Genomic DNA, 14,439 nt, shown 5'->3' on the forward strand with positions numbered 1-14,439 from the left:
GTATTATTTTTAACAGAACTGTTTTAAACAGTCTGTCTCTCGTCGACATTTATGCTACTTTTTTAACTTACCCAACCCTACCTTGAACCAAGACGAAAAACTGAGAGATAAAAAGTAATATAGAAATGAGATTCTTATACGGCTTGTAATGATGAAAAAAAAATGTGAAAATTCTGATCGGTAATGAGGAGAAAACACCATGATCAAGAGAAGCGTGAAGCTGCTCATCTTAGGCGTGATTGGGCTTGCAAGTTCTGCTGTAAGTTCAGCGGGAAACACTGAAGAAATCTCAAATTCTGAAAGCTCTTTCAATACGATTCAAGAAGCTTCAAACACTCAAGAACCCTTTCAGCCCTTAAAAGCTGGAGACTATGATCAAGCCTATGACTATTACATCCAAGGTTATTATTTAAAAGCTTTTCGTGAAGCACTCCGACGTGCTGAAAAAAATGATCCTTTTGCACAAACTCTTCTTGCCCGAATTTATATGGAAGGATGTGCTGTTCCTATTGACGGTGCGCGTGCTGCTTTATGGTTTGAACGCGCTGCAAAACAGGGGGAACCCCAAGCACAACTACGCTATGGACTTATGTTGTTCGATGGTCACTTTATAAAACAAAATCAAGAACTTGGTGCGCAATTCATTCAAAAAGCTGTCAAAGCAGGCGTCAAGGAAGCCTATTTTTATTATGGACAACTGCTTCTTTATAAAGCCTCACAGGAAAAACAAGCTCTCCCTGGTGTTTCTTCCCAAAGTCGTGAAAATGAAGCAATAGAGCAAGCCTTAAAATGGTACTTAAAAGGTGCTGCTCTTGGGGATGCTGATGCTGCTTTTTCTGCTGCAAAAATTCTTTCCTTAGGCACGTTAAAGCGACCAAAAGATGATCGCAATGCCCGCAAGCTCATGGAAGTAGCAGCTCAAAACAACCACTTAAAAGCTCAACTTCATTTAGCACAATGGCTTGTACAGGGGCGTGGAGGAGAAACAGATTTTCAGCGTGCTTTTCATTTACTTCACAGAAATGCCGTCAACATGATTGCACCAGCACAGATTTCCCTTGCAAGGCTTTATCGAGATGGCACAGGAACAAAAGGCGATATAATAATGGCAGCGGCATGGTATATGCTCGCAAAGGAGGCAAAAATGCAAGCTCCTGATCTTGAAATAATGCTCCAAGGCATGGATAAGGCACAACTAGAAAAAGCGCACAAAGAAGCAATAAAGCTCCTTCCTGTTTTTTAAAATACTCCTCTCTGCATCAAAAAGATAAAATTTATAGAAATTCCGAGAGATTTTGCTCTGTCCAGGGGCGATAAGCACTAAAAGCAAAAAGGCTGATTTGAGTTCAGTATTTTCAAGCTCCCGGAATACCAATGCGAGGACGCTCGCAACCGGAGGGGGCTTTAAAATGCGAGCCAAAAATCTTGATAACGACATTTTCATTGGTAAAGAAAACGCACTGGTATCATTTGCTTAAGCAAACAATATCCAATAAGCAAAAGAGCTAGGCTATCCCGAAAATTCCGCAAGCTCTATTTTTTCATTCTTTTTGCTTGGATGAAAAACACGCCGACTCTCAGTAAAAAGCTATTTTTTATTGCCAAGCCTCCGAAATTACTTTACATATTGAAAAGTGTCTTGGTCGCATACGCAACGACCAATAGGGATCTAAAAACCCGAAAACTCAAACATGAATTGACCCCGCTTTGCGGGTATCCCGGGATTCCGGGAGATTTTGCTATGTCCAAGTGCTTTCAGCACTAAAAGCAAAATGCTGATTTGAGTTCAGTGTTTTTAGACTCCCGGAATACCAACGCGAGGGCGCTCGCAACCGGCGGGGGCTTTAAAATGCGAGCCAAAAATCTTGATAACGACATTTTCATTGGTAAAAAAATTCGTTTGAGACGAAAAATGCTAAAAATGTCTCAAAAAACATTAGGTCAACATTTAGGTGTTACTTTCCAACAAATCCAGAAATATGAAAACGGCTTAAATCGTGTCAGCGCAGGGCGTTTAAAAGAAATTGCCGATATCTTAAATGTTCCACTTGTCTTTTTCTATGCGGACACCTCAGCAAAACAACAGCCCCCATACCCTCATGATGAAATCGCATCAAGTACAGAAGAATACCTACTGCTCAAAAGATTTAGAGTTCTAACCTCGATAAAACAAAGAGCCATTTTACAATTACTCTCTGATCAAAATGAAAGCTTTTAACATCATAATATAAGGCGCTACACTCTCTGTTCTTGACTTGCCTCCCATCCCTCAAAGGATAGAAGCCCCTTCCCTATCCGGTTGGGAAACAATCCGTCTTCTCAGAACAGAACTCTTTTAGCTTCCCATTTTATGTGTTTCATTTCACAAGATTATCCGGACAAGCTCCCCCTCAAATATTCACCACACACTCTCATAAAAACATCACATGTGCAAAGTTTTATGCCTTACAAACACCACACCTCAAACGATAGTATTAAAAAAAACAGAATAAACATTCATACGTATTTAAAAAAAGATAGCCCTTAAAAAGCAATGCTTGAAAATTTTTTTGGTCGATCTGGAATAACACTTAACACATCATTTTATAATGGTGATGGAGGACATGATCTTAACATGCAAACGCAAAAAATTGCTTTTTTATCATAATCACTAAAAGCAGCTGTTTATTAAAATATACGCCACCAGAAGCACTTCAAGCAGCCTTTACAGCTGAAACCATTATTCATTGATTAATTAACCGATTGATTAGATACCGATATGTTGTTAATGTGCTATAAGTAAAGTTGCTCTTAATTTCTGGAAGAGGAGCTTCGCAAATAAAGAGCAACAATAAGTAAGGGGAATTAAAGATGTTAAAATATTTATTGCTGTCACCGGTTGTGTTGGTGGCTGGTTGCGCATCTGTAGGCAATTATTCATCAAATTATGTTGATCAAAGTCTTACAAAGCGTCAGGCACAATTAGTTGCTAACAAATTTATTAGCGATATCAAGAGATCTCTACCACCAGCTACAACCACACTTCTTATAAAGAAAAATAATACAGCAGACAACTTTACTCCTTTATTTATCAATCTGTTGCGACGGAATGGATATAATGTGATCTATACAGATCAACCTCAAAAGCAACAAAATATGGGTGTAACTTTGAGTTATAGAATAAGATTAAATAGTAGAGTTATAGTGTCTCTTCTTCAGTATAATGTGAACGGAGAACCACGTGCTCATATAAGTACTCAGCCCAAATGAACCCGCTATTTAATGTAAACATTCTCTATATTTTACACGTAAAGACTTAAAAGTTCTTGCGAAAGGCAAAGAGATTTGCATCTCAATAAAAACCCTCATTTTTAGCCAGAGTGGATAAATTTTATTATAGATTGTGACAATACAAAATAGTGTAAATTATAGCTTTGAGATTTAAGAAAAGAAGAATACTAAAAATAATGAAAATGCCCCACACCCTAGTGAATTGTTACGCGAAGATGTAAATGCAAAACTTGGACTATCTGTGATTGAAGCAGCTGAAGAGTTTTCTATATCCCGTGTAGCATTTTCTAGGGTTTTGGTAAAAATCCTTATAACGACATTTTCAGCGGCAAATTCAGCGGCAAATTCATTGGCAAAAAAATTCGTTTGAGACGAAAAATGTTGAAGATGTCTCAAAAAACATTAGGTCAACATTTAGGTGTTACTTTCCAACAAATCCAGAAATATGAAAACGGCTTAAATCGTGTCAGCGCAGAGCGTTTAAAAGAAATAGCCGATATCCTAAATGCTCCACTTGTCTTTTTCTATGCTGATATCTTAACAAAACAACAGCCCCCATACCACCATGATGAAATCGCATCAAGTACAGAAAAATACCTGCTTTTAAAAAAATTTAGAGTCCTAATCTCGATAAAACAAAGAGCCTTTTTACAATTACTCTCTGATCAAAATGAAAGCTAACACCACGCTCTATCCCATGAGACACTATAATAAACTCCGTATTCACATATTCATCACATATTCTTAATTAAAAACACCTCATGGTTTTAGGGAACTTATATCATTGCCATCAATTATATTATTGCCATCAATGATGATATTTTACGACACAACGGGATAAATTTCCCCAAAAATTCTAAAAAATTTTTGTGCAAATTTTTAAAAAGCTTGCGTCTGAGCGCTTTTTATGGTCTTGCAAAGAACTGAAAAGCAAAAATACATAAAGGTCCTTTTTTACTTAAGCTTTTCTCTTTGCAAAAAGCAGGAGAAAGCCCATAAAGAGCACACAGGACCATGAGAGAGCCGCAAGGTTAATCAAAGGGATTTTAGCCCGAAAATAACAAAAGAGCTTGACTGTTAAAGGCAGCAAAGAAAAGCGCCATAAAAACAACAAGAGAGTTCTTTTTGCAAGAATAGAATTGGATAGAAACGATGAAAATTAATGGCAATGAAATTCGCCCTGGTAATGTGATCGAACATCAAGGAAGCTTATGGGTTGCTGTTAAATGTAACGCTGTAAAACCAGGAAAAGGTGGTGCATTTAACCAAGTTGAAATGAAAAATTTGATTGATGGTACAAAACTTAATGAACGCTTTCGTGCTGCTGAGACAGTTGAACGCGTGCGCCTTGAACAAAAGGATTTCACATTTCTTTATCAACAAGGGGATGCTTTGGTCTTTATGGATTCAGAATCTTATGAACAACTTGAACTTCAAAAGGATTTTGTTGGTGAACGTGCTGCGTTTCTCCAAGATGGGATGACTGTCACAGTTGAACTTTATCAAGAAAAGCCTATTGGCATCTCACTTCCTGATCAAGTTGCTGTCACAATTGCGGAAGCCGATCCTGCCATCAAAGGACAAACGGTTACCTCCTCTTATAAACCCGCCATTCTTGAAAACGGGATTCGTATTCTTGTTCCCCCCTTTATGAATGCTGGTGAACGTATCATTGTAGACACCAATGAGTTGATTTATTTGCGTCGCGCAAATGAAAAAGATAAATAAAGGAATAAAAAATGGCCCATTCTGCAGTCATGAATGTCATGGTGCAAGCTGCAATGAAAGCAGGACGCTCGTTGGTACGTGATTACGGTGAAGTGCAAAATTTGCAAGTGTCTTTGAAAGGACCAGCAGATTATGTCAGCCAAGCAGATCGCAAAGCGGAAAAAATTATTTTCAATGAATTAAGCAAAGCGCGCCCCAAATTTGGTTTTCTGATGGAAGAGTCAGAAGAAATCATTGGAGAAGATTCACAACACCGTTTTATTGTTGACCCTTTAGATGGCACCACAAATTTTCTCCATGGCATTCCTTTTTTTGCTGTTTCCATTGCCTTAGAAAGCCAAGGAAAAATCGTTGGTGGTGTCATTTACAATCCCGTGAATGATGAACTCTTCACCGCAGAACGCGGGTGTGGTGCTTTTTTCAATGACCGCCGCTGTCGCGTTTCTGCTCGACGCAGACTAGAAGATTGTGTCATTGCCACAGGAATGCCTCATTTTGGTCGCCCAAATCATGGAACCTACCTTATTGAATTACGTAATGTGATGGCAGAGGTTGCCGGACTTCGCCGTTTTGGTGCTGCTGCTCTTGATTTAGCTTATGTGGCTGCTGGAAGAACCGATGGCTTTTGGGAAGATAACCTGCAAATTTGGGATATGGCTGCTGGAATACTGATGGTTCGTGAAGCCGGTGGTTTTGTCACCGATAAAGAAGGCGGCAACAATATATTTCGCAAAAAAAATATCATTGCCGGCAATGAACACATTCGCCTAAAATTAGAAAGAGTTCTCAAAAAAGGCATTTAGACCTCATAGTAAGCTCTCAAAAGGACATCTTTTTAAAAGACAATACGAGTTCCTCTGAATACTCCTCATCACGCAACCTATCTCATCAAATTACACAATATGATGAAAAAATTCAGAAAATTGTGATGAGAGAGCTTATAAAACTTCGCTTATCTTAGCGCTGCCACTCTTGATTTAGCTTATCCGTTAGTCGAGCCGAGAGCTTTTGGAAAAACAATCTAAAAATTTGCAACAGAACACCCCGTATACAAAGGTTCACAAAACCATCACCAACGATCAAGCCCCCAAAAAAACCTAAAAATACAATTACAGTCTAGCCAATATTATTGACACTGTTGTTTCCTCAATTCCTCTGCAAACAAACCAGAAAACAAAAAGAACCATAAAAACAAAACGCTCTCAAAAACAACAAATACACCTGCTGCAAAAACCTCCCCTACTCTTCTTAAGAAATCACCCTTACACAACGCAAAAAGATTGGCTCTCAAAGCCTGCCCTCTCCTCTCCCATAAGAACTGTCACTATGCCTCTCAAGAGTTTTTACCACTGCATAGCAACAGAAATTTCAGCAAATCCACTGCACTCCACCCTCCCCCTTCATTTAATCGTTATCCAAAATGCCGATGAAATTCGCACGAAATTTGTAGTAACAAAAATCCTTTTTCTCAAAAATCGCCGCCTGCATTTCCCTCTTTAACTGTTCTTGATTATCTTTAACTACCTCTTCTAGGGCATTTACCTTCTCCTCATCAAAGATAATCTTTAATTTTTTTGTGAATCTCCTATTCCAACGAGCTGCTCCCCAAAAATCAACCGGTTATCACATTTCTCATTTGATGATTTCAACCATCTTCTAGCACCTGATGCGTAAGCCTTTTTAAACGTTAGAGTCCCTTCAACAATGGAAGAATCTGGTCCCATACTTGCATCATTATCTTTACACGTATTGATTGTATCTTTAACTATGGTATAAGAGCACCCCTTATCAAAAGCCATATAGCCCTTTTTTACTGTTTTAATGAGCTTCTTATAGTAAATAAAAGTCTCTCTCACCTTTTTATAACCATCGGAAATATCACACAATAACAACAGCACATCCTTTTTACAACATAGTAACGGTGCACATTGATCAGACAAAAAATTCCTGTGCTCTAACATTTTCTCTATCTCTTTATGTCTGGAATTATAGATATGTTGTCCCACAAAGTATCTGCAAATTTTTGCTTTTCATTCTTCTTTTTAGATAGTTTTTCTTTTTGCTGTTTGCATTCAGCTATAATCACATCATCAAGAACGTACAACAACCAATGAAGCAATAACATTGTAGGTTTATAATATTCTTTATTTGTATGAGTATTAACAAATCCTTTCAGAGAAATTCCATTCTCTTCCATGAATTTTCCTGCTTTTACATAATATTGCTCAAAAAGTGTTGTATTCAAAAGATTATATATTTTTTCAATCTGCTCATCAGTCAGTTCTGTTTCGAGTGCCTCCTTATACAATAAAGACAATTCTCTCTCCCCTTGCGCACAAATATTCTTTACCAATGAAGGTCTGTTCCCATGAGCTTTCATGCCTGCTCTAGGATTTTTTATCTCTAGTATATCCCTTTCCCATTGCCTTACTCCCTCATCCCATTGCTCAACCCACTCCTTTGATATTTTTTGCGTTTTTTCAAAAAGCCTTTGTTCCCCTTCTGCAATAATCTTTTCATATATCTCGCACCCTCGAACTTTCTGTTCAAATTGTTCAGTTAATTGCTTGTTACGATAATTTACAAATGCCAGCATTACAGCCACCCCACAAAGCACTATTACCATTGCTACAATTAAAAAAGCCTCCTTTGAAAATCCCCAAAAAACCACAGCTGCTTCAAGGTGTATACAAGCATAAAGATGAATCCTACAATCTTCACCGCCCATTTAAAAATGAACTTGATGGTGACTATCATTCGGGAGTTATTAGTTTCTTCCTTTATCGGATTATCAATTACCTCTTTTATTTCTTCATCCATTATTTCCCTCTTTTTGTTTGTGTAACCTTCCCATCGACTTCTCGGTATTGTGTCATTATGTGTATATGCGATTCACGGGATACCACATATTATGTTTTAACAAAATTAGTATACAAAATATAGATAGTTGTATTGATAAATGCAAACGATTTGTATTTTATTATACTGCTATTGTGTTTTATACGCTTTAAAGAAAAGCCTTTTAAAACCTCACAATGCATGATCTATGAAATATGGGAAAAAATACTAAAAATCTTAACACAGCAAAACATAGCTGCGTGCCCTCTTAGCTCTGTTTTGTAAAATCGATAAAAAACATCTCTCAGCCCATTTATCGGCTCTTTTTCCATAAGCCGGCACCATCACACATTTTGCCACCCTCTAATATTGCTACAGCCCTTAAAACTTGAGAGGATTCATAAGAAGCATTGTTCTTTCTCAAGTGTTTTACACCATACAGACTTCCCCGCTTGATATATGTAAGAGACATGATTTTATTGGTTCATCATACATAGGTTTGAAATAAGAAAATTTATAATTTTAGAAGCTCTCATCCAACGTGCAAAACAATGAATTATCCTTATAAATCAACGTGACAGTGCTGTTATGAAGAGAACTCCTTGCTCATCTTAATAGTCCATAGCGATTTAACTGGATATCGTTTTATATTTTGTACACAGATGAAGTATTTTTATAAAAATGCTTCATCTTGCGCAGAAAAAAGAACAGCCCGTTAAAAAAGAAAAGCATCTCAATGCTTGCCTTTCTTTTTTCCATGAGAGTTTCAAATTAATAAGCCTGTCTGAAAAGAGTGCTGTTTACGCCCTTAAAGATACTGCTCTTGTATCAAGATTACTTACTCAGATGAGAATTGCAGTTTAGCCAAATGCGCATAAACATTATTTTTTATAATGAATTGTGTGTTCCTTCTTCCACAAAAGCGCCTTTATCCATCACGAGAATACGATCAGCTTTTAAAATTGTTGCCAAACGATGTGCAATGACCAGGATTTAGGATTTTGTATCAATCCTTCTAAGGTATCTTGCACCAACTTTTCACTGTTTGCATCTAAAGCAAATGTTACTTCATCAAGTAGCAACATTTTGATTTATAATAATAATTCATTGTTTTATATGTTGAATGAGAATCCCGAATACCGTAGGATTCTCTCATTTCAAACCATGTTCCATGGTGAACCAATCAAAACCATGCCTTTTGCACTTTACAAGTGGGGAGAGCTCGCGTGAATAAAAAAACTATTAAGAAAGGACTTAAAATGCCTATAATAAATTATCTCAAGTGCCAAGGGCTGTAGCAACATCCACGAGTTGGCAAATATAATGATGGTGCCGGCTTGCAACAAGAGGGCTGCATTTCTTAAAATCGCCAGTGCAATACCAATGCGTTGTTTTTGCCCCCCCAGAAAGCATGGTACCACGTTCTTCTACTTGCGTATTCAAGCCATCTGGTAAAGCTTGAATAAATTCAAATGCATTGGCAGCTTTAGAAGCGGCCAAAATTTCCTCTCCATGGGTATGTTCAGTTCCAAAAAAAGAAGAAAAGTTTACAATTATTTTATTTCAAGTCTTTATACTCTAGGGAAGAAAGGATTTATGCATATATTCAAAATGATTTTTGAATTTAAAAACGCAACCACAATGATTTATAAGTGTTTAAGACCCATCTGTTTATGTCGGATGCGTTTTTGAATTAATATTTAAAGTGCACTCTTTGATAGGATAAAAAATCCATCCATTTGCAATCGATTTGTTTAAAACCTTTGTACCCCATAAAAAGGAGGCTTTTACATGCCAATATTACCAAAACGATTTTTGAATTTAGAAAGACGACCACCACGATCTACGAGTGTTTGGGAGCCACCTGTCCATGCCGGATGCGTTCTTGGATCAATATCTAGATTAAGAGTATCGCCTTCTTTTCCCCAAGTAGAGCGCGTCGTATATTGGGTTCCATCCGTCATAACAACGGTAATTTTATGATAATTGGGGTGAATATTCGCTTTCATGCGTCAAACCTTTTGCGTTTATAGAATGAAATAGCACTTATTTGTTTTTTTAAGTGCACTTCCTTTGTCTTTTTGATACATTGATTTAAAGTATTTATTTCTATAACTGAGCACGCATCAAAAAACAAGTGTTCAAGATACATCATTGTATCAAGTGTTACAAATCCAATACAGTGAGCAAAATTTTATGACATTACGTTATCGTTCAGAAAAATCGACAAAGTCTTCCCCTAAGAAATCTTCATTCTCTTCGCTTGCAATTTTTTTTCCCTATATTTTGCGCTATCGTTGGTTGTTTATCTTTGCTTTTCTAGCGTTATCTGTTGCTGCTCTTGTCACATTAGCTTTGCCTGTGGCTATCCGCCAAATGTTTGATCATGGGTTTTCTACTTCAAGCCATGGACATATCAATTTTTACTTTGGAATTTTGTTTATCTTAGCCTTGTTTCTCGCATTTGCTTCAGCAGCCCGTTATTACTGTGTTATCACCTTAGGAGAACGGATTGTTGCCGATTTACGGCGTGATGTGTTTGTCCATATTATGAAACTTTCTCCTGCTTTTTTTGATCGATCACATTCAGGAGAGATTGTTTCAAGGCTTCTAACAGATACCACACAAATAAAATTAGCTGTGGGCTCTACCGCCTCTACCGCTTTGCGTCAGCTGATTATCGTGATCGGAGCCGTCGTAATGATGGTGATCACCAATGCTAAATTGTCTTTGTTGGTTTTAGCTGCTATTCCTGTTGTGGCCATTCCCTTGGTAGTCTTTGGACGTAAAGTTCGCTCTCGTACCCGCGCGGCGCAAGATCGTCTCGCAGATGCCAATGCTGTTGCTACAGAGCAGGTAAGTGCTATTCGCACTGTGCAAGCTTTTACCGCTGAAAAACTCGTTACAATACGTTTTTCACAATTGATAGAACGTGCTTTTCAAACAGCACGTGCTTCTGTAATCTTGCGCTCCTTTTTTACGGGGTTTGCAATTTTTTTGGTTTTTAGCAGTGTGGTTGCTGTTTTATGGATTGGATCGCGTGATGTTTTGAATGGAACGATGACAGGGGGAACCTTAGGGCAATTTGTCCTTTATGCGGTTTTTGGAGCTTCTACTTTTGCGCAATTATCGGAACTGGGAGCAGAATTAATCCAAGCAGCAGGCGCTGCTGAACGGCTTGCCGAATTGTTACAAGAACAACCTACTATTGTAGCTCCTAAAAATGCTTTATCATTGGCGCAACCTGTTCGAGGTGAACTTGTTTTTGATCAGGTTGATTTTACCTATCCTTCTAGACCACAAGAGAAAGTTTTACGCTCGCTTTCATTTTCTGTAAAAGCAGGCGAAACGGTTGCTTTTGTTGGGGCTTCCGGAGCAGGAAAAAGCAGTATTTTTTCTTTGATCCTTCGTTTTTATGATCCAATAAGTGGAACAATTCGGTTGGATGGCATGGAAATTAATCGCCTTTCTTTACAAGATTTACGCAGTGCAATTTCCTATGTTCCACAAGATGTCGCCATTTTTGATGGAACATTGCGTGATAATATTATTTTTGGAACTGAAAATACCCATGAAGAGGAAATCCTTGTTGCCGCTAAAGCGGCTAATGCACTTGAATTTATTCAAGCTTTACCAGATGGCTTGAATACGCAAGTAGGAGAACGCGGTACCATGCTTTCTGGGGGACAAAAACAACGCATTGGTATTGCGCGGGCAATTTTAAGAAATGCACCCCTCTTGCTGCTTGATGAAGCAACATCGGCTTTGGATGCAAACAGTGAAAAGTTGGTGCAAGACGCTTTAGAAGGATTGATGCAAAATCGTACAACCTTGGTCATTGCACATCGTTTAGCAACAATTTTAAAAGCAGATCGTATTCTTGTGATGGATAAAGGCGCCCTTGTTGAAGAAGGAACGCATGCTGAACTTGTGGCAAAAAATGGCGTTTACGCTTACCTCGCAAAACTCCAATTTTCACCTGAGTAAGTGATCATGATACAAGAGCCGTATCTTTAAGGGCATAAACAGTGCTCTTTTCAGACAGGCTTATCAATTTAAATCTCTCATGGAAAAAAGAAAGGCAAGCATTGAGATGTTTTTCTTTTTTCTGCGCAAGATAGAGCATTTTTATAAAGACACTTCTGTGTACAGAATGTAAAATGATACCAAGTTAATCTCTATGGACTATTAAGATGAGCAAGGAGTTCTCTTCATAACAGCGCCATAACGGTGATTTATAAGGATAATTCATTGTTTTTCATGAAAGATCATAAATACCATAGGATTTTCTCATGTCAAACCCTCATAGTAAGTCAAACAAAATCTCTTGCTTGCTCATCACAAGCAGAGTTGGCGTGTGAAGTGAAACGGTACAAGAAAGGAATAAAATACCTCTCTTGCCCCTTTACATTCTAAGGGCTGTCAAAACATTGGGGCGCTGACAAAAGAGTATACGCTGGCAAAAAGTATAATAGGTGCTCGCTTGCTTGAGACCCTTATGCGGCTCACACTTGATAGGGTTCTAGGGACACAAGCTCTATCCTAAAGACTGACCACACTCTTTAAAAAAACTGAATATTAAAAATTTGCCCTCTCTCACCGCTCTAAACAATAGTGTTTACCGAAAATCATGACAAATTGTAATTCACAAATACACTTCTCTATTGCAAGAGTATCCTTTTATTCTCTTTCAAAAACACGAACACTTTTTGAATATTGTTTACAGATCCGTCTTATTGAAAAAGAGCAAAGATTTTTTTAGCACTTTTGGGCTTCTTATAACTTTTGTGTGAGAGCACATGAGAAACAGCGTTTATAATAAACTGGCTTTTGGCAAAATCGTAAAATTTTATCAAATTTATTGTTTGTAAATATCACCACGACCACTGTTCTGCTCTTGCAGACACGCAACCTCAAAACGACGTTCTCTTTACTCACAAATCGTCTCTCCAGCTCTCTCTTTCAGTCATAGCCCATAAAAATAAGGATAGAGTACTTCGATTAAACACCATCTTCTCACCCCCTCCAAGAGCCCCATATATTTTACAGCTCTCAATTTTATAGCACCCCCTGTCGTGCTTTAAGAAGGCATTTTAACGATGATAAGAACATGTACAAAGAGGATATATCTTTAGGGTCTTTATGTTTTAAAGCTTGCACTAAATCATAATTTTTTTGTATAGCGAGCTAAGCGTATGCAGAACTGACACCCTAACCATTTCAAACCATTCAGCTGTTTCAGGAACAGATAAGCCAAGTTTTACGATTATATCTTCAACCACGAATTCACCGAAGTACGGAGGATTTTCATCATTTTTTAGCGCTCCCTCTTCAGTGATCCTCTAGATAATTAACTCATTCAGCATCTATACCAGAAAAGCGAAATATTACATGCTAATTTTCCTTTACATTCATTAGCCAAGCCCCCTCAAAATAACCTTTTAGTGAATAGAGCTAAAAGGATAAGTCTTCAAAACCATTTGGTGATATAGCTATATCAAGAGCACCTAAAATACGACTTAGTTGCTCAATATAGGCGATTTTCCCCTTTTTATCGTATCAGTCTTGTAGAAGACTTTAAGTCTTTTATGCTTAAATCAAAAAATTATAATTGGATTATATTGCATAAAGATGCTTTTTCTCATTTTTCCATTTAACACACGATAAGTTACCATTTAGGCACGATGAGAAGCTTTCCCCTTATATCATGATTTCAGAACCGCATGAGAAGAATAAAAGATGATGTGGCTTAATAAGAGAGTTTGTTCATAAGCCGTTTGGGTGTCTCAAGGTCAAGGATGCCGTTAGGCGCAACTTGTAAAGGGTTGCCTTGAGGCTTAAGGACCCAAAGCTTGTTAGTCCCTTCATTAAAAGCGGATCTGATGTCATTATTTTGGAGAGCAATTATTAAGAATTTGAGAGGCAGACAGCCTCTCATTTTGATTTGTACGCAAACAAAGTGCACTCTATTTATTCAGGAAGAATAAGAATATACCCAGGAGGTGCTAAACGGAATAAGAGAGCGTCGTAACCCCACGCAGCAGACAGGAAGCAAATAGAAGAAACGCCTTCAAGAATTGTTAAGAATAATGCGTACGATATAGCGGCTTCATCTGCTGCTTCGCGGCGTTCTATAAGATATCCGAAAAAAAATAAAAAGCACCCTATTCCACTCACCGACCCAAAGACTTTTAATGCGGTATGAACCGGCCCACGTATGTTGAGCAAGATAATAAAAATTATGAAAGTAAATACTGTAAAGATCCCTTCGAATACCCCACGCACCATATTGCACAATTTTCGCATCATAATTGCAGAAAAGCTCTGTTCTGCGTATCGATTTTTTCTTTTGATGCTTGTATTCTTAGAAGATATACTGTTATTCTTAGAAGATATACCGTCCACAACTCCCCCCGTTTTAAGCCAAGATGCTATGAAGTTAGTTACTTTCAATTATATCATCAAAAAATACAAGAAAAATTTATCCATTTTAACGAAAAAATAGGTGTTTTATTGAGGTGCAAATCTATTTTCTTTCGCAAGAGTTATTCAATTCGTTCGCCAATAGAAAACTACCCCCATTGAAGAGGAAGCTATCCTGAC

The 14,439-nt window shown here is 37.7% G+C and carries 13 protein-coding genes and 1 pseudogene; 8 read left to right on the plus strand and 6 right to left on the minus strand.

Annotated elements, in window-relative coordinates; all coding sequences use genetic code 11:
* The first annotated feature begins 199 nt into the window (after positions 1–199).
* From ACFIMC_RS06845 to ACFIMC_RS06875, 7 genes are all read left to right on the plus strand, one after another.
* Entirely contained in the window at positions 200–1,243 is a 1,044-nt protein-coding gene (locus ACFIMC_RS06845; protein WP_375671766.1) for a tetratricopeptide repeat protein, read from the plus strand.
* 606 nt (positions 1,244–1,849) lie between these two features.
* Positions 1,850–2,218 (plus strand): helix-turn-helix domain-containing protein, encoded by a 369-nt coding sequence (locus tag ACFIMC_RS06850; protein ID WP_273790479.1) that lies wholly within the window; start codon positions 1,850–1,852, stop codon positions 2,216–2,218.
* A 632-nt stretch (positions 2,219–2,850) separates the two neighbouring features.
* On the plus strand, positions 2,851–3,249 hold the full coding sequence (locus ACFIMC_RS06855) for a hypothetical protein (protein WP_375649877.1): 399 nt from the start codon (positions 2,851–2,853) through the stop codon (positions 3,247–3,249).
* A gap of 223 nt (positions 3,250–3,472) precedes the next feature.
* A complete protein-coding gene (locus ACFIMC_RS06860) occupies positions 3,473–3,640 on the plus strand; it encodes a hypothetical protein (RefSeq protein ID WP_375685719.1) in 168 nt (55 codons plus the stop codon).
* A complete protein-coding gene (locus ACFIMC_RS06865; protein ID WP_375680766.1) occupies positions 3,589–3,951 on the plus strand; it encodes a helix-turn-helix domain-containing protein in 363 nt (120 codons plus the stop codon). The genes ACFIMC_RS06860 and ACFIMC_RS06865 overlap by 52 nt, the downstream gene beginning before the upstream one ends.
* Before the next feature lie 471 nt (positions 3,952–4,422).
* Complete coding sequence (gene efp / locus ACFIMC_RS06870; protein WP_015856958.1) at positions 4,423–4,998, plus strand: elongation factor P; 576 nt, start codon at positions 4,423–4,425, stop codon at positions 4,996–4,998.
* Between the two features lie 11 nt (positions 4,999–5,009).
* Positions 5,010–5,801 (plus strand): inositol monophosphatase family protein, encoded by a 792-nt coding sequence (locus ACFIMC_RS06875; protein ID WP_375636486.1) that lies wholly within the window; start codon positions 5,010–5,012, stop codon positions 5,799–5,801.
* Positions 5,802–6,563: 762 nt separating this feature from the next.
* Here the strand turns inward: ACFIMC_RS06875 and ACFIMC_RS06880 are convergent.
* The 5 genes and pseudogenes from ACFIMC_RS06880 to rpmE form a co-directional block, all read right to left on the minus strand.
* Entirely contained in the window at positions 6,564–7,004 is a 441-nt protein-coding gene (locus ACFIMC_RS06880; protein WP_375676701.1) for a hypothetical protein, read from the minus strand.
* Positions 6,965–7,726 carry a hypothetical protein gene (locus tag ACFIMC_RS06885; protein ID WP_375633437.1) on the minus strand — a complete coding sequence of 254 codons (762 nt, stop codon included), beginning with the start codon at positions 7,724–7,726 and terminating at the stop codon, positions 6,965–6,967. Before ACFIMC_RS06885 ends, ACFIMC_RS06880 begins: the two co-directional genes overlap by 40 nt.
* A 948-nt stretch (positions 7,727–8,674) precedes the next feature.
* A pseudogene (locus ACFIMC_RS06890) lies at positions 8,675–8,921 on the minus strand (ABC transporter); the annotation flags it as partial.
* A gap of 193 nt (positions 8,922–9,114) precedes the next feature.
* Positions 9,115–9,336: a hypothetical protein gene (locus ACFIMC_RS06895; RefSeq protein ID WP_375636488.1), complete on the minus strand. Its 222-nt coding sequence runs from the start codon at positions 9,334–9,336 to the stop codon at positions 9,115–9,117.
* A gap of 287 nt (positions 9,337–9,623) precedes the next feature.
* Positions 9,624–9,845 (minus strand): 50S ribosomal protein L31, encoded by a 222-nt coding sequence (gene rpmE, locus ACFIMC_RS06900; protein WP_005774581.1) that lies wholly within the window; start codon positions 9,843–9,845, stop codon positions 9,624–9,626.
* A gap of 187 nt (positions 9,846–10,032) precedes the next feature.
* Between rpmE and ACFIMC_RS06905 the strand changes: the two genes are divergently transcribed.
* On the plus strand, positions 10,033–11,823 hold the full coding sequence (locus tag ACFIMC_RS06905) for an ABC transporter transmembrane domain-containing protein (RefSeq protein ID WP_375671765.1): 1,791 nt from the start codon (positions 10,033–10,035) through the stop codon (positions 11,821–11,823).
* Positions 11,824–13,806: 1,983 nt separating this feature from the next.
* On the opposite strand, the gene ACFIMC_RS06910 is transcribed toward ACFIMC_RS06905, so the two are convergent.
* On the minus strand, positions 13,807–14,241 hold the full coding sequence (locus ACFIMC_RS06910; protein ID WP_375633441.1) for a hypothetical protein: 435 nt from the start codon (positions 14,239–14,241) through the stop codon (positions 13,807–13,809).
* Positions 14,242–14,439: the final 198 nt, after the last annotated feature.

This window comes from Bartonella sp. AP21QHHD, assembly GCF_042196205.1.
GTDB lineage: Bacteria > Pseudomonadota > Alphaproteobacteria > Rhizobiales > Rhizobiaceae > Bartonella.